Genomic DNA, 15,262 nt, shown 5'->3' on the forward strand with positions numbered 1-15,262 from the left:
GCTGTTCACGAGCGAACCCATCGCTGTCGTTACAGTGATCGGAACATTCGATTGAAGTTCTGCAGTGCATGACGTGAACAAGGGATCCATGAAGAGAATTACGATGATCGGCGACGTAGGCTGGAGCCGGTTCTACCATCTCGGCGATGAGGCCATGACCGAACTGGCCATCGATGCGCTCCGTGCCCGTTCGGACATCGCCATCACACTCATTGCCGGTGAACCTGAGCACGCGAGCGAAATGTACGGTGTCGACGCTGTCAAGCGTATTGGGTTCAAGCGCGACCGGCGTCCGAATGCCTCACGGATGGCGAGAGTTCTCGACTATGTCGGTGGAGATCGGGAAGCGCTCAAGGCAGACGACCCAGCGATTGACGTCATCGGGGCGGTTCGGGAGTCCGATGCTGTCCTCATCGCCGGCGGCGGCAACCTCAACTCGATGTTCGCTCACCACATCTATGAGCGTGCGACCCTGGCGAAGATCGCTCGCGCTCTCGGCAAACCGTATGCGTTGACCAGTCAGACGCTCGGCCCGCTCATCTACGACGAGGATCGGGACATCGTTCACGAACTCCTCTCCGAAGCGGAGTTCGTCGGGACTCGAGAGAGCTACACGACTCACCTCGTCGACGACCTCGGTCGAGGTTCGGCCACGGTGCGTCGTCAGGTCGACGACGCGTTCTCATTGACAGCGCGCGACGAGGACCGGTCTGCCGTATCGGATCTGACCGAGCATCCGTTCATCCTGGCGAGCTTCGCCGAGAAGGCCTCGACCCCGATGCTCAGCGATGACGACTATCACGCGCGGTTGGCGGAACTCACCCGTCGGCTTGCCGAGGATACCGGCCTGCGGGTGATGCTTGTGCCGCACGGCGGGGCACTGCCACCAGCGCCGGAGACGAGAGATCAGCTCACTGATATGAAGATCGCTCAGGCCAGCGGGCATGCTGAGGTCGTTCCCACCCGGATGCTCATCGCACGAGAGCTCATCGCCCTGACAGAGCAGGCCCAACTGGTCGTCGGCACCCGGTACCACGCGGCGATCTTCGCCGGAGCTGCGGGCGTTCCCTTCATCTCGTTGGCCCCCAACCTCTATTCGTCCATCCGCATGCGCGGAGCCGCGGAGAACGTCGGTATGGAGGACTACGTGCTGCCGCTCGATTCGGTCGACGACATTGTGGCAACTGCGGTCGGCGCGGTGGAGGACCGAGGCGAGCTCGCGAACCGACTGCGTTCGCAGTCGCAGAAGCGCCGCGCCGAGCATCGGGAGTGGTGGGACTTCGTCGTGGCGAAGACGCTGGGCGACACTCCCGGAGCGGCGGGGTCCGAAGCACCCGGCTTCTTTCACGCCGATGTGATCGACAACCCTTACGTCGACAACATCGGCGTTGTCCGCGAACGTCTTAACGCCGTTCAGAACTATGGGCTGGTGATGGCGCTCAAGGACCGGAAGGCAGCACGGTTGAATGAAGAGGTGCAGGCGGTGAAGTCGCAGTTGCAGCGCGTACGCACCGAACGCGACGAGGCCCGTCGACGTGATGAGCGGCGCGAGGCAGAGCCTGCCGTCCGAGCAGCGCGACGTGTCGAGAGCGCGAGCCGACAGTCTGCAGACTTCGCCCGACGCGCATATCGCCGGCTGCGTGCCGCGCGCAGGTAGGCTCAAGGGCCTCGGGCGCGCAGGATTCCACTTTCGACACACCCTGCTCTGAAATGCACACTGAAGAACCTGGGCAATTCAGAGACAGGTGTACAAAAGGCCTGAAGCCACTGTGACCCAGCCGTTGTTGCGCGCTTTGTGCCGTCTAGGGCGTGCTCGGGCGTGGGGCCGTGTCGTTGGTGTCGGCTTTGTGCACGCGCGCGAGGCCTGGACGAAGGGTGCTCAGGCAGGGCGTGTTCAGGCGCGGTCGCTCTCGAGCTGAGTGCGCAGGCGGACAAGGTCGGCACGAACCATGTCGGCGTCCCGGTCGAACTGGGCGTCGTCGACTCCTGGCAGACGGAACAGAGTGAAGACCACCTCGGCGCCGGTGCCGTTGGCGAGCACCCGCAGGGGATTGTGCACGATCGTGCCGTCGGGGAAGATCACGTCGTGATCGAGGATGCCCAGCTCCGTGTGCGGGCCGAAGCGGACTTCGACCTCGCCCATCGGGGAATCCGTGATCCAGCGGCCGCCCGCCTCGCGGATTCCATTGCTCAGTCCTGCGGCCCAGGCCGGAAGGTTCGCAGGATCGCCGGCGAAGGCCGCCACCTCGGCGGGTGAGGCGTCGATGGACGTCGATAGGTGGAGCGCTGGATTCGTCATCTCCCAAGTGGACCACAAGAGAAGCCGCGCGGCCAGGGAAAGGGAGCGGACCATGGCAGGCGGGACGGCCATCGCAGGCGGGTCGGTACCTCGCACGCGGGCCGACCATCGCATGCGGGACGGTACCTCGCACGCGGGCCGGCCCAGAGTGCCCTCCCTCGTGCCGCTCGCAGCAGACCGTACACAGCTCGCTCACACCTACTGGCCAGTCGCTTTTCATGTTTCTTAAGCCCGATCCTCGTTAGTCTGGAAATGACAGCTTGCACCGACGCATGAGGAATCTATGACCACCGGCCCAACGATGCCCATCGCCCGACTTCGCGACGTTTCGAAGGTCTTCGATCCGAAAGGGGCAGCGGTCCCGGCTCTCAGCGGGGTCAGCCTCGACATCGCACCGGCCAAACTGACCGCGGTGATGGGGCCCTCGGGCTCGGGGAAATCAACACTCATGCACGTCCTCGCCGGACTCGATCGTCCCACCTCGGGCTCAGTCCACCTCGGCGAACAGGAGATCACGAAGCTGCGCGACGACGACCTCACCGCCCTGCGCCGCCGCCGGATCGGATTCGTCTTCCAAGCGTTCAACCTCGTGCCCACGCTCACCGTCAAAGAGAATATCCGCCTGCCCTTCGAACTCGACGACCGTCGGCCCAATGCCGACGAACGCGCCTGGATCACCACGGTCGTCCACCGCCTGGGGCTGGAAGACCGCCTCAAACACCGACCCAACGAGCTCTCCGGCGGTCAACAGCAGCGCACCGCCATCGCCCGGGCGCTCGCAACCCGCCCCGATATCCTCTTCGCCGACGAACCGACCGGCAACCTCGACGCGAAGTCCGGTCGCGAAGTTATGGCGATCATGGTCGAGGCCGTCCGCGACTTCGGCCAATCCATCGTGCTCGTCACTCACGACCCGATCGTCGCCGCCCACGCCGACCGCGTGATCTTCATCGCCGACGGCACCCCCGTGACGGAATTGAACGACACCATCACCGCCGAAGCGATCGCCTCGACCATGCTCGACATCGACGAACGCGCCGAATCCGCGGTGAGTCGATGAACCCGCTGCGCGAAATTCGAACCAACCCGCGGCAGTTCTTCCCCAGCATCCTCGTCGTCTTCATCGCCGCTCTCTTCGGCACCGCAATCATGCAGGGCATCGCGATCCTGACAGCGTGGCTGTCGTCCGAGAAGATCATCGCCGAGTCCGAGACCGCGCAGAACTTCCTCTCGATGATCGGTGTCACCTTCTTCCTCATCGCTCTCTTCGTCTCCGCGATCGTCATCGCGAACACGTTCTCGATCATCATCGCCGGTCGCAGCCGCCAGCTGGCTCTGCTGCGCCTCATCGGGGCGTCGTCGAAACGGCTGCGCAGGGCCGCCTCGGTGGAGGGCCTGATCATCTCCGTCCCCGCCGCGGTGCTCGCATTCGCGGCGTCGACCGGGCTGGCGAAAGCGGCCCAGAATTATCTGGGCAACGCCATCACCGAGGAGGTCGCCCTCCTCACCCCGACCATGGCTGTTCCAGCGCTCGCCACGATCATCGTGACCTGGCTGTCGGCGTACCTGGGCGCGCGCCGCATCACGGGGATCTCACCGATCGAGGCGACCTCGCAGGCGGTGGAGCTCCGGCCCGAGGATGCCCGGGCCTCACTCGGCGGACTCACCGCCTCGCTGATTCTGCTGTCCATGGGGCTGACGTTCCTCGTCAATTCCGTGATCGGGGCCGCCGATCATCGGATCAGCGTAATCAGCGTGGTGCTCACCGCATTCGGCTCGAGCCTGACCTTCCTCGGCGTCATCATCGGCCATCCGTGGATCCTGCCGCCCCTGCAGTCGGCGATGGGCTGGCTGTGCGGACGCACCGCGGTGTCCCGGTTGGCCGCCTCGACGATCGCCCGCCATCCCACCCGGAACGCGCGCACGGTCATCGGACTCGTCATCGGCATCACGCTCATCGTCATGTTCGCCACCGCCATGACCACCTTCCGTGATCAGCTGCTGCGGTATGCCAGGTCGCTCGGCGAGGAAGGGTGGGGCGGCCTCGAAGACGCGCTGGCCACCGTCATCGACAAGTCGATGCTGTTCGCGTTGGCCCTCATCCTCTTCTCCGTGATCATCGCCGTCATCGGCGTCGCGAACACACTCATGCTCTCCGTGCGTCAGCGCACTCAGGAGATCGGGCTGCTCATGGCGCTCGGCCAGACCCCGAAGCGCGTGCGTCGGATGATCACAGCCGAAGGCCTGCAGCTGAGTCTGACAGCCTGCGCGGTCGCCGTCCCGCTGGGCATCGGCTTCGGCTGGGTCGGCGCGCTGACCCTGCTCTCGCCCCTGCTTGGCCTCTTCGCGCCGAGCGTGCCCTGGACGGTTGTCATCGCCGTCATCGTCGGCACCCTCATCGCCGTGTTCATCGCCAGCCGCGAACCCGCCCGCGCGGCCACCTCGATCAGTCCCGTCGAGGCGCTCGAAGCCGTGTGAGGTGCGGGTGCTGCGGATGGCTACCGCCGAGGCGTAGGGCAAGGCCGCGGCGAGCAGCCCAGTTTGAGGTGAGTAGCCCTGTTTCAAACATGGGCTATTCAACTAAGACTGTGTAGAACTGTCGTCCGGGCTGAATCGAGCTCTGCGCGTCAGTCGATTTCGATGACGGTTCCGTTCGACCCGTCGACGCGGACGCGCTGGCCGGAGGTGAACCGGCTCGTCGCGTCGCGCACGGCCATGACGGCGGGCAGTCCGAGTTCTCGAGCGGTGACCGCTCCATGTGAAAGTGCTCCGCCGCTTTCGGTGATCACCCCGCCGGCCTGGTAGAACAGGGCGGTCCATGCCGGGTTCGTGGTGCGCGCGACGAGGATCGCTCCGTCGGGGAATGATGAGAAGTCAGCGGGGGAGTGGACGACGAAGACCTCACCTTCGACGGTCCCCGGACTGCCCGCGGTGCCGGTGATGTGGTCGCTGTCAGCGTCGACTGCGGCTGCTGCTTTGCCGTACTCCCATTCGGGTGTGCGATCGACCGCAGCATGGTAGGCAGCCTTGTTCTGTGCGGCGATCTCTGTGAGGCTCGTCAGAGCGGATCCTGTTCCCGTGGTGCCTGTGACCGGGCTCGTTGAGGCGCGGGTTGCGGCAGCGTCGGCGGTGTCCACCTCGCGGTCCGCGGCGTCGGTGGCGCCCAGGTCGCGGTTCGCGGCGTCGGTGGTGTCCACCTCGCGGTCCGCGGCGTCGGCACGGATCGCTGTGTCGAGGTGCTCGAAGTCGATGAAGTACACGTCCGAGGCCTCAACGAGGACCCCGGCATCGACGAGCCTGCCGCCGAGCTCCTTCAGCGCACGCCGCATCGGCAGGGTCAGCCGCGTCGTCTGATAGTGCTCGAGGTCATCGAGTGCCGTGTAGGTTCGGGCCAGACGGATGACTTCCTGGACGAGATAGCGCAGCTTCTCAGGTGCCGCATTGACGACGGCGAGTTCGGTCTCTGCCTGCACGATCTTGCGCTCCATATCCGTCATCGGCGCGGACGCGGCCCCTGTGCCCGAACCCGACTCCGGCGAGCCGATTGTCGCAGCGGCCGAATGGTCTCCACCACCCGCTGGACTGGCCCCGGCGTCCGAAGCCTCTGTCTCGGCCACGGTCCGTGCGGCGAGCAGACGGATCTGATCGAGCACGATGTGCGGAGCCTCGACCCACGTCGGATGGTAGGCGTCGAAGTCGAGTTCACGGTGTCCGTGCTGCTCGAGGAACCGGTCGAAGGATGCTTTGAACTGCGGGAACCTCTCCAGCTCCGCGACCCCGGCCTCACCATGGTGGGCCTCGAGCGCAGTGAGCAGATCAGCATCGGCGGCGACAAGCTGCGAGAGCTCGCGCAGCTCGGCGTTGACCTGTGACGTCTTCGTCTCCGTCGACGCCATGAGGCGTTCGAACACGACCTGTGCCTGATCCTCGTCGAGAGCGAGCGAGAGCATGTGCTGCAGAGCCGCATAGAGTGTGCCCTGGGTCAGCGAGATCGCGATGTTCGGCCGGAAATACTCGGTGCCGAGGTCACTGATCGCAATGACGTGATCCCACACCTGTGCCAGTGACTTGTCTTCCAACGGCTCGTTCGACAGGCGACCGATCCCGATGAGATACGTGTCGAGATCACGCATCCACTGCACCGGCAGCTCCTGCACCCACCCGAACTGCCGAGCGATCTGGGGCAGCGACTCGGTGATCGTCTCGACGCTGGAGAGCATGTTCGTCGGCAGCCGACCGGCGTAGAGATCGACTGCGGTCTGATTGCCGTAGATATAGAAGTCGCGCATGACGAACCATTTGTCGTCGAACGGCGGCCGCCCCATGAGATCGAAACTGTGATTGAGCGAATGATGGAAGCCGGCCTCCACGAGATCCCAGGTCAGCGGTGTCACCGGGGTGGGGAAGCGCTCCGCGGACTCATCGCGGGTCCACCGCGGAGCCACCCGCGTGATCGGCCGCGACTGCAGCAGATAGAGATCGCCGTCATGCAGCGCCCATTCGATGTCTTGAGCGAACCCGAAATGGTTCTCCGCGGCCACCGCGAGCTCGGCGACCTGTTTCGCCTGCGCCGTCGTCAGCGCCGGACGCGTGCGCTGTTCCGCGCCGAGGTCGACGACCGTCGTCCGCGCGCCGCCTCCCTCACCGAGGCGGCCGCCCCCGACGTCGTGACCGCACCCGTCGCCAGCGCCAGTGCCGAAGCCGTCGCCCGCGCCGTTCCCACCGCCGGTCATGACGAGCGCGGTGGGCTTCTCGGCGATCTCGGCTGCGACCTGCTCGCCGGTTTCCCTGCGGACCCGGAATTCGTCGACCGGTTCCTCCCCGCCGACGACCGTTTCGCCGAGACCGAAGGCCGCGTTGATGAGCACCTCGTCGGTGTTGCCGCGCACCGGGTCGACGGAGAACGCGACTCCAGCGGCTTCGTCGGCGCTGACTGAGACCATGAGCTGGACGACCACGGCCATCTTCGCCTCAAGCTGATCGACGCCGAGCTGCCGGCGGTAGCGGAAGGCGTGCTCGTTCCACAGTGAGGCATAGCAGTCGCGCACCGCCTCGGCGATGGCTGCGGTTCCACGCACGCCGAGGTAGGTGTCGTGCTGCCCGGCGAACGCTGCACCCGGCAGGTCCTCCATCGTGCCCGAGGACCGCACTGCCACGGCCTGCCCGGTCAGTCCCGCCTCGGCAACGGCTCCGTCGAATTCGGACAGCCACGCATCGGGGAACGGGGTGGCACGGATGAGGTCGGCGATCGCCTCGGCGGGAGAGTCGGTGCCGATGAGCTCGGCGATCCGTGACTGCAGCGGTGCGATGAACTGGGAATAGGCGTCGGCGGTGACGATGAAACCGCCGGGCACGGGCAGGTTCTGCGCGGACTTCGCCAGGCTGGCGCCCTTGCCGCCGGTGCGGGCCAGATCGGTGGCGAGGGGATCGGTGAAGCGGAGTGTGAGGCTCATCGGGGCTCCTTCGGGTCTGCGGTTCACGACACTGTTCATCGGGTGTGGTGCGGTTCGTCGAGGGTGGTGCGTTTGAGAGGTCGGTGCGGTTGAGAGGGTGATGCGGTCGTTGGGTCGGTGGGGTTGAAGGGACGGTGCGATGGGTGGCTTGCCGGGGTTCACGGTCGGATGCGGCGGACTCCCAGCAGCAGCCAGCCGAGCACTCCGCTGAGGACACCTGCGCCGATGACCGCGGGCCAGAAGAACGCCGCGATGATCAGTACCGGTACCCAGACCATAACCGCTGCGAAGCCCGCGAGGATGCGAAAGAATGTGACAGTATTGCGACCGTCCGCGCGTGACCCGGCGACCGCGGCGGCCACAAGGATCGGGGCGAAGAGCCACAGAGCCAAGAATCCGACCCACCTGATGACGGGATAGGTGCGCGGTGTCGTGGGGACATTCGCCGAGGTGGGGCCGCCGTCCGCCTGGCCCGCACCGGTAGGGCGGTCGCCGTCGGGAACGGCGGATCCGACCTCATTCTGCAGCTTGAGAAACGCCTGCGCATAGCTCGCCGAGGCGCCCGGAGTCCTCCGCGCCCGGTCGAGGGCACGGGCTTCGACAGCGGCGAACGTCGTTTCGTCCGGGCAGTTCACCGACACATCGTCAAGGGCGGCACCCATCGCCGAGGCGACCGCCGCCTCCCATTCTTTGTCCTCCCTGCCGTCGCGGTCGGGAATCGTGACCGCGCGACCGCGGACCACCTCGGCGCGGGAGCGGAACCGATCCGGGGTCGAATAGAACAGGCCCACGGGGATGACCTCGACGTCGATGCCGTCTTCGATGAGGGCACACGCGATCCGGGCAGCGCCGGACTTGTACGGCTGCGGACGGTGGCCCCACTCGCTGCTGGCCTCGGGGAAGATGCCGAGGTCACCGCCTCGGCGCAGGTGGGCGAGTCCTGCCTCGACGGGGCTGGCCACGGAGGCGGGATCGAGTCCGTAGCGCTCGACGTCTTTGGGACGGACCACGGGGATGCCGGCAATGAAGAGGCGGAGGAACCAATGGCGCAGCAGCTGGATCGAGACGAGGAACTGAGCGTGCGGGAACGCTGCTAGCACCTGGTGGCCATCGATCGCGCCGTTGCGGTGGCTGGCGATGATGAGGCGCGGTCGCCGGGCGGGACCTCCGTCGGGCGCGGAAGGAGAGTCAGCGGATGCGGCGGGACGGCCGGCACCTGAGGCGGGGGTCGCCTCGGCGGGAGATGATGCCGACTTCGGTGGCTGGGAATCCGGGCTCGAGCTGAGGTCGAGCACGCGGATGCGGCCGAAGTACACGGTGCGCATGGCCGCGTTGATGATCCGGTGGCGCAGGCTCAGTGAGGCATCGCTCATGACACCAGTTCACCACAGGTCCGGGTGGGATGGGACGTCCTGGCTATGCAATCGACGGTCGGCCAGGACAACCGCGGGTCTCGGCTGTCGCGGCTTAGTCCATTCGTTCCGGATTTTGTTATAGGTTTCTCTGAAATGTACAGCGAGGAAAGTGAGCATTTCAGAGAGACCAGTCCCAATGTCCGCCCGCCGGCGTCTAGGGCGTGTGGGGGAGTGCGGCAGGCCTCGGGGAGCCTGTGACGTCAGCCGGTCGCACGGGGTGCACCGCGGCGAATGGCCCCGTTTGAGGTGCATAGCCCGTGTTTGAAACGGGGCTATTCAGCTCAAACCGTGTAGTGCTCAGTTGCGGCGGTGAGCGGGGACGCAGCAAGCCGCTGAGAGTCAGAAGTCGGCAACCACCGTGTATGATGCAAGACGCCTTGAAGTCAACGCTGTGGGAGAACGGAGAACCGATGCCGATGGTTGGAACAGTGGGAATGATGAGTGCGGTGTCGATGGCCATCTACGCGTGCATCATGCTGCTGATGTTGGCTGTGCTGATCGTCGGCCTCATGGTGCTGCTCAAGCTCAACCGTCGACTTGGCGAGGACAACCTCGAGCGGGCAAAGGCGAAGAAAGCCGCGGAGGATTCCGCAACGGATAGCCCCGTTTGAGGCGCATAGCCCGTGTTTGAAACTGGGCTATTCGACTCCAAGTGGGCCGCAACGGGTCCGTCCCAACTTTAGGTACAGGATTCTCTGAATTGCACAGCGAAGATAGTGAGCAATTCAGAGAAGACAGTACCAATGTCCGTCTGCCGGCAGCTAGGGCATGCGGGGAGTGCCGTAGCCCTCGGATGACCCGTGACCTCAGTCGCGGCGGTGAGCGAAGTCGCGGCGGAACTCAGCCGCGACGAAGTGCGAAGACGCGGCGGAATTCAGTCGCGGCGGTGAGCGGAGACGCAGCGGCGGCGGTCGACGCGCATGACTCGGCCGCGGTTGCGCAGTCGACGCTGAACGCAGTCCGGCGGTCCCTCGAAATCCGGTCGCGGAGTGCGAGAGACGGCAGCAGGTTTGTGCTCGAGGGCGAATGAATCGGCCTCCCATTCCGGGGCGCGTCGCGCACCGAACTCAGAAGTTTCGATGAACGACCGGAACTCCGCGACCAGGCGCTCCTGCATGTCATAGAGGCTCTCATCGTTGCCTGGGTAATCGAGGAGGACTTCAATGGCCTCCCCGGCGACGACGATCCGCGCGAAGAGCCGACGCTCGTCTTCGGTATCGCGGAGCATCGCGATGCTGTCCCACTCGTGATCGGCGAACATCGCGAGAACGATCGGAGTGACGACCTTCTCGCAGAGGACATCCTGCGTGAGTTCGATGCGGTCCATGTGTCCCACCATAGGTGCTCAGTCGTCGGGAGTTCGAAGGCGTCTCGGAGTTTTGCGGAAACCGCGGCCGATCTGCGGTATGCGGCAGACTTCGTGCGGTTCCACGCCAATGCTTCCGCGACCGCGACGACGACGGCACCGCAAAGACTGGGACGAAGACGGCACCGCATAGAATTGACCCCATGCCGCGCAGTCCGCTTCCGCCCCGAGAAGGAATCTCGGCGACCGCGCTGCGCGCCCCCGGCGGCAAGGCCACCCATGCGAAGAATCACCTGCCCGTTCCCGATTCGATCGGTCAGTGGCTCGAATCCGAATTCCCCGAAGCGGCCCCCGATTCCCGACGGGCGCTGCTGACAGATGGGGACATGCGCGACGAGGCGGGGCTCCCGGTGGCCTGGGACGATCCGGTCATTCCCGGCGGGTTCTACTTCTTCCACCGTCCGGTCCCGCCCGAAGAGCGAATCCCGTTCGAGGTCGGGATCGTCTTCGAGGACGATGACCTCCTCGTCGTCGACAAACCCCATTTCCTCGCCAGTACCCCGAACGGACGATTCGTCCGCGAATGCGTCGTCACTCGTCTGCGCGTCGACCTCGGCCAGCCCGATCTCGTCGCCATCCACCGCCTCGACCGGATCACCGCCGGACTGTTGGTCCTGTCGAAACGGCCCGAGACGCGCGGCCGTTACCAGCGCCTGTTCCAAGACCGACGAGTCAGCAAAACCTACCGTGCCCTGGCGCCGGCCCCGCCGCCAGAGCTCGGATTCCCGCTCGTCCGCGAATCGCGCCTGGTCAAACCCGTCGGCGGACGCCAGGTGCACGAAGTCGCAGGGGAGCCGAATGCGGTCAGTCGGATCCGACTGCTTCGGACCATCACCCCACCGGACGGCGAGCCATCGCGAGGTGACACGGATACCTTGCCGCCACCTCGGCGAGGTGGAGCTGACGGTGCCCCGTCCGAACGGGCGGGGGACGGAAACGAAGCACCACCTCGGCGAATTGATGCGATTGCCGAATACGAGCTAAGTCCGGTCACGGGCAAGACGCACCAGCTGCGGGTGCACATGAACGCGCTCGGGCTGCCCATCCTCGGTGATCCGGTCTACCCGGTCGACCTCGCCCCGGACCCCTACGACTTCTCATCACCGCTGCAGCTGTTGGCCGCGGAGATCGCCTTCGATGATCCGCTGAACGGGCTGAGCCGACGATTCGAGAGCGGACTCGAACTCGAACCCGCCGCAGTCAGCTCCGATCCAGGCGAAACCCGGTAGCCTGGTGTTATGAGTCCACATGCCCCCGGATGCACATCAGAGGCCATCGTCGCCCTTGTCCGCACCCGCATCACCGACGGTGAATACCCGGCAGGAAGCCCGGTCCGCGATGGTGCCCTGGCCAAGGAATTCAACGTTTCGCGCAACACCGCCCGCGAATCGCTGAGCTTGCTGCGCCACGCCGGGCTGCTCACTCAGGAACCCAACCGGGGCTTCTTCGTCTCCACCTTCGGCATCGACGAACTCAAGGACCTCTACCGCGCGCGCCGGGTTTTCGAGATCCGCGCCGTCCAGGAATCCCAGGACGCCACCGACGAGGCGATGGCCGCCGTCGAAGCCTCCGTGGTCCGGGCCGAAACCGCACCGAAGAACGAAACCTGGGCCGATGCGCAGGAGCACTCGGCATCGTTCCACCGTGCGATCGTCGGCCTGCTGGGTTCACCGCTGCTCGACGAGTTCTACCTCAATCTCATGGCCCGACTGTCGACGACGTTTTCGCGCTCGCCCGAACCCGGCAAGTACCACTCGCACTGGGCGAACCCGCACCGGGACATCCTTGAGAAGATGAAATCCGGGGACCGGCAGGGCGCCGAAGGACTGCTGCGCATCCACCTCGACGATTCCGAAGCCTCGACCCTCGACCTCGCACGGTCAGTGGGGGAGGGGCGCTGAAGGGTCCAGGGCAGTGGCCCTGAGCATGGGCGTGCAGGGGATTTTGCTCGCTCACGGGCGCAGGAATCTATTCACCGGGTCCAGCGACTCAGGAAATCAGCCTGCTGAGAGAGATCGACGGCTTCGAGTCTGACTCCCGAACGAGGGGCATCGACGTAGGCGAACCGTCTGCCGTATTTGCGACCGTCGAAGACAGGCTCAGTTCCGGCCTCGGCCCAGTCCGCGAGCGTCCGATCAAGGCACGACGACCAGAACCCCAAGTGATGAAAGTGCGGGGACTGGGCCTCCCACGGGGATCCGGCGACGCTGCTGATGAGTTCGATGTGAGGTTCGGTCTCCGAAAAGGCGATCGAGTACGGCCACTCACCGATTTCACTGTGGAGCGGTTCGCCGAACCGCACTCCCAACAGTTCAGTGAGCTCTTCGGCAGCGGCCGGAAGGTCGGGAACGGTGAAACAGAAGTGATAGAGACTCGGATGGTCAGAATGCGAGTGATCCGACGGTGGAGTCTGAGATGAACGAGTTGGATCAGGCATCTCAATTCCTTTCTCAGCGGTGTGACGGTTCTGCGAACGATGCCGCGGAAGCGGGAAGCGACCGCTTCCGAGTGATGGTGAGCGCTGTGAGGATGATGACGAACACTGCCCCGCTCGTCCAGACCAGGGGAGTCGTCGATCCCGACCGCGCAAGCATCAGTCCACCAGCGGCCGAGCCGAGTGCCATCCCGGCATTGAACACGGTGACCAGGATCGATTGAGCCTGATCGACCAGTGGACCCGCTGCTCTCGCGCAGGCAGTCTGGAAAATGGTGGGAGCGCTGCCCAGCCCGATTCCCCAGAACACCGCAGAGACCAGGAGCGGCAGTGTCGACTGTGCAGCGATGAGCACAATGAACCCGAGGGTGAACGAGACCATCGCGATCACCGTGACCGATCGCAAGTGGGCGTCGATGACTGCTCCGGTGATGAAGAGTCCGACGATCGCGGCCAGACCGAGGACGAGCAGAAAGACGCTGACCGGCACTGTGCTCACAGTGTCGCGCAGGTGGGGTGCGACGAACGTGTAGACATTCATATGTCCCGCTTGGAAGAGACCTGCGCAGATGACGATGACGAGGAATCCCGGGACACGGAACGTCGTGTGCAGCGGTTGTCTGGTCGATCGGCTCGCCGCGATCGATGGCAGCAGCCACCAGCAGAGAACGGTGAGAGCAACCCCGATGCCGGCGATGATGAGGAAGACAGTGCGCCAATTCGTCAGTTCTCCCAGCGCGGTGCCGAGCGGCACACCGATCGCCAACGCCAGGGGAATCCCGCCCATCGCGATCGACAGAGCGCGCCCCTGTCGTTCTTCGGGCACCAGGCGCATGGCGAACCCGGCCAAGAGCGCCCACTGCAGTGCGGCGGCCGAACCTCCGAGGACACGGGCCGCGAACGCCAGCGGGTAGAACGCAGATGCAGCGGTGAGCAGGTTCGCCGCGGCGACGACGGCAATCGTGGAGATGATCAGCCCGGTCCGTGACAGCCGAGAGGTCAGGGTGACGAGCGGGATCGCTGCGATCATCGATGCTCCGGCATAGGCGGTGAGCAGCTGTCCGGTGGCAGCATCGCTGATTCCCATGCTGTGCCCGACGGCGGGCAGAAGACCCGCCGGCACGGTCTCGGTGAGCATGGTGACGAAACCTGCTGCGGCCAGGAGAAGCAGCTGAGGGAGGGAGCTGGTGCGCTGGGGAGTCTGTGACATCTCGGATGACCTTTCACAGAAGCGGTCCGTAGAACGGCGGTCACCGTCGAGACTAGAAAGCAGCATCGGCAACGGCCTCACCGAAGCTGCGATACCCGTCAGCGGATATCCGATGGCACCGAAGCGACGATTGCCTCTCGCACCTTCTCGATCACAGCGTCTGGTGCTCTCCGTGTCAGGCGGGTCGCGACGAAGAGAGTATTCAGTGGTGCGACTTCGGGAGAGCGCAGGATGATCAGCTCTCCTCGGTCGAGTGGTGTGCGGACGAGGTAGTCGGGCAGCACCGTAATTCCGGCACCCGCTCGGGCAAGGCCGAGCAGTGTGCGCAGGTCGGGTGCGGTGACCAATGGAGTCTCTGCGGAGGGGCGATGGCCGAACACGGTTCGCCAATAGCGGCGGATGATCGGCAGCTCCGGGCCGTAGCTGAGCAGCGGAATCGACTCGAGGTCTCCTTCGGCCTTCTCCGACCAGTCCGGATGGGCGACGAGGAAGAACTCCTCGTCGTAGATCGGTTGGGAGGACAGGTCGGAACCGCGCACCGGCAGGGAATTGACGAGTACGTCGATGGTGCCGTTCCGCAGGTCGTCGACGAGGTCATCGGCGTGGCCGAACCTCGTCGATATCTTCACTCCGCCTGGCAGACGGTGTGTCAGATTCGGCAGAATCACCGCGGAGAGGAACTCCGCCGGCCCACCGAGGAAGACCGTTCGCTCTCCGGCCTCTTCAGGGTGGTCGACGGCCGCGGCCAGCCCGTCGACCGGTCGGGAGATCCGGGCCACGAGGGCCTCGCCGCGCTGTGTGGGACGCACACCTGTGGAACTGCGTTCGAGGAGGCGGTACCCGAGGGAGCGCTCCAAGCGGGCGATCTGTTCGGACACGGACGACTGCGCCACCCCGAGTTCGTCGGCAGCAGCCGAGATCGAACGGGCGCGTGCGACCGCGAGAAACAAGCGCAGCGCATCCCAGGAGATCTTCATGGCACCAGGCTACAGAGGCTGTGGCCGGTGAACGCGAAAACGACTCTACTGCTGTGTAGCCAGTCTCACAGTGCCCGGTGCTTGAACCCATAGCGGTCGACTCTCTCG

The 15,262-nt window shown here is 65.2% G+C and carries 13 protein-coding genes; 6 read left to right on the forward strand and 7 right to left on the reverse strand.

Translation table 11 applies throughout. The features are described 5' to 3' along the window. Window positions 1-88 precede the first annotated feature (88 nt). Entirely contained in the window at window positions 89-1,657 is a 1,569-nt protein-coding gene (locus KTJ89_RS10140) for a polysaccharide pyruvyl transferase family protein (protein WP_259357630.1), read from the forward strand. 237 nt (window positions 1,658-1,894) lie between these two features. On the opposite strand, the gene KTJ89_RS10145 is transcribed toward KTJ89_RS10140, so the two are convergent. Then, complete coding sequence (locus KTJ89_RS10145) at window positions 1,895-2,299, reverse strand: SRPBCC family protein (protein ID WP_181272443.1); 405 nt, start codon at window positions 2,297-2,299, stop codon at window positions 1,895-1,897. Window positions 2,300-2,582: 283 nt separating this feature from the next. On the opposite strand from KTJ89_RS10145, the gene KTJ89_RS10150 reads away from it, so the two are divergent. Together KTJ89_RS10150 and KTJ89_RS10155 are read left to right on the forward strand one after the other, a co-directional pair. Beyond that, window positions 2,583-3,359 carry an ABC transporter ATP-binding protein gene (locus tag KTJ89_RS10150; RefSeq protein ID WP_259357631.1) on the forward strand — a complete coding sequence of 259 codons (777 nt, stop codon included), beginning with the start codon at window positions 2,583-2,585 and terminating at the stop codon, window positions 3,357-3,359. Continuing rightward, window positions 3,356-4,777, forward strand: coding sequence for an FtsX-like permease family protein (locus KTJ89_RS10155; RefSeq protein ID WP_259357632.1), 1,422 nt, complete (start codon window positions 3,356-3,358; stop codon window positions 4,775-4,777). Before KTJ89_RS10150 ends, KTJ89_RS10155 begins: the two co-directional genes overlap by 4 nt. A 149-nt stretch (window positions 4,778-4,926) precedes the next feature. Here KTJ89_RS10155 and KTJ89_RS10160 read toward each other — a convergent pair whose 3' ends face one another. Both KTJ89_RS10160 and KTJ89_RS10165 read right to left on the reverse strand, forming a co-directional pair. Next, window positions 4,927-7,752, reverse strand: a complete 2,826-nt coding sequence (locus KTJ89_RS10160) for a PEP/pyruvate-binding domain-containing protein (RefSeq protein WP_259357633.1) — start codon at window positions 7,750-7,752, stop codon at window positions 4,927-4,929. Window positions 7,753-7,910: 158 nt separating this feature from the next. Further along, entirely contained in the window at window positions 7,911-9,125 is a 1,215-nt protein-coding gene (locus KTJ89_RS10165; protein WP_259357634.1) for a lysophospholipid acyltransferase family protein, read from the reverse strand. A 404-nt stretch (window positions 9,126-9,529) separates the two neighbouring features. Here KTJ89_RS10165 and KTJ89_RS10170 point away from each other — a divergent pair, with 404 nt between their 5' ends. After that, window positions 9,530-9,778 (forward strand): hypothetical protein, encoded by a 249-nt coding sequence (locus tag KTJ89_RS10170; RefSeq protein ID WP_259357635.1) that lies wholly within the window; start codon window positions 9,530-9,532, stop codon window positions 9,776-9,778. A gap of 263 nt (window positions 9,779-10,041) precedes the next feature. Here the strand turns inward: KTJ89_RS10170 and KTJ89_RS10175 are convergent, their stop codons facing one another. Further along, complete coding sequence (locus KTJ89_RS10175; RefSeq protein WP_259357636.1) at window positions 10,042-10,494, reverse strand: hypothetical protein; 453 nt, start codon at window positions 10,492-10,494, stop codon at window positions 10,042-10,044. Between the two features lie 182 nt (window positions 10,495-10,676). Here KTJ89_RS10175 and KTJ89_RS10180 point away from each other — a divergent pair, with 182 nt between their 5' ends. Both KTJ89_RS10180 and KTJ89_RS10185 read left to right on the forward strand, forming a co-directional pair. Continuing rightward, window positions 10,677-11,762, forward strand: coding sequence for a pseudouridine synthase (locus tag KTJ89_RS10180; RefSeq protein ID WP_259357637.1), 1,086 nt, complete (start codon window positions 10,677-10,679; stop codon window positions 11,760-11,762). A 9-nt stretch (window positions 11,763-11,771) separates the two neighbouring features. Next, window positions 11,772-12,434, forward strand: a complete 663-nt coding sequence (locus KTJ89_RS10185; RefSeq protein ID WP_025776861.1) for a GntR family transcriptional regulator — start codon at window positions 11,772-11,774, stop codon at window positions 12,432-12,434. Window positions 12,435-12,505: 71 nt separating this feature from the next. Here KTJ89_RS10185 and KTJ89_RS10190 read toward each other — a convergent pair whose 3' ends face one another. The 3 genes from KTJ89_RS10190 to KTJ89_RS10200 all read right to left on the reverse strand — a co-directional run bounded on the left by KTJ89_RS10190 (window position 12,506) and on the right by KTJ89_RS10200 (window position 15,154). Continuing rightward, complete coding sequence (locus tag KTJ89_RS10190) at window positions 12,506-12,970, reverse strand: VOC family protein (RefSeq protein WP_259357638.1); 465 nt, start codon at window positions 12,968-12,970, stop codon at window positions 12,506-12,508. 13 nt (window positions 12,971-12,983) lie between these two features. Beyond that, a complete protein-coding gene (locus tag KTJ89_RS10195) occupies window positions 12,984-14,177 on the reverse strand; it encodes an MFS transporter (RefSeq protein WP_259357639.1) in 1,194 nt (397 codons plus the stop codon). Window positions 14,178-14,275: 98 nt separating this feature from the next. Further along, a complete protein-coding gene (locus KTJ89_RS10200) occupies window positions 14,276-15,154 on the reverse strand; it encodes a LysR family transcriptional regulator (protein WP_259357640.1) in 879 nt (292 codons plus the stop codon). Window positions 15,155-15,262: the final 108 nt, after the last annotated feature.

Origin of the sequence: Brevibacterium sediminis, assembly GCF_024895295.1 — a bacterium.
In the GTDB taxonomy this organism is placed as follows: Bacteria; Actinomycetota; Actinomycetes; order Actinomycetales; family Brevibacteriaceae; genus Brevibacterium; species Brevibacterium sediminis.

Excerpts from the sequence above, each read along its gene's own strand:
- KTJ89_RS10160 (WP_259357633.1), bottom strand. The coding sequence starts at position 7,752 with ATGAGCCTCACACTCCGCTTCACCGATCCCCTCGCCACCGATCTGGCC.
- KTJ89_RS10140 (WP_259357630.1), top strand. The coding sequence starts at position 89 with ATGAAGAGAATTACGATGATCGGCGACGTAGGCTGGAGCCGGTTCTAC.
- KTJ89_RS10195 (WP_259357639.1), bottom strand. The coding sequence starts at position 14,177 with ATGTCACAGACTCCCCAGCGCACCAGCTCCCTCCCTCAGCTGCTTCTC.
- KTJ89_RS10150 (WP_259357631.1), top strand. The coding sequence starts at position 2,583 with ATGACCACCGGCCCAACGATGCCCATCGCCCGACTTCGCGACGTTTCG.
- KTJ89_RS10185 (WP_025776861.1), top strand. The coding sequence starts at position 11,772 with ATGAGTCCACATGCCCCCGGATGCACATCAGAGGCCATCGTCGCCCTT.
- KTJ89_RS10155 (WP_259357632.1), top strand. The coding sequence starts at position 3,356 with ATGAACCCGCTGCGCGAAATTCGAACCAACCCGCGGCAGTTCTTCCCC.
- KTJ89_RS10165 (WP_259357634.1), bottom strand. The coding sequence starts at position 9,125 with ATGAGCGATGCCTCACTGAGCCTGCGCCACCGGATCATCAACGCGGCC.
- KTJ89_RS10200 (WP_259357640.1), bottom strand. The coding sequence starts at position 15,154 with ATGAAGATCTCCTGGGATGCGCTGCGCTTGTTTCTCGCGGTCGCACGC.
- KTJ89_RS10180 (WP_259357637.1), top strand. The coding sequence starts at position 10,677 with ATGCCGCGCAGTCCGCTTCCGCCCCGAGAAGGAATCTCGGCGACCGCG.
- KTJ89_RS10170 (WP_259357635.1), top strand. The coding sequence starts at position 9,530 with ATGATGCAAGACGCCTTGAAGTCAACGCTGTGGGAGAACGGAGAACCG.
- KTJ89_RS10190 (WP_259357638.1), bottom strand. The coding sequence starts at position 12,970 with ATGCCTGATCCAACTCGTTCATCTCAGACTCCACCGTCGGATCACTCG.
- KTJ89_RS10145 (WP_181272443.1), bottom strand. The coding sequence starts at position 2,299 with ATGACGAATCCAGCGCTCCACCTATCGACGTCCATCGACGCCTCACCC.
- KTJ89_RS10175 (WP_259357636.1), bottom strand. The coding sequence starts at position 10,494 with ATGGACCGCATCGAACTCACGCAGGATGTCCTCTGCGAGAAGGTCGTC.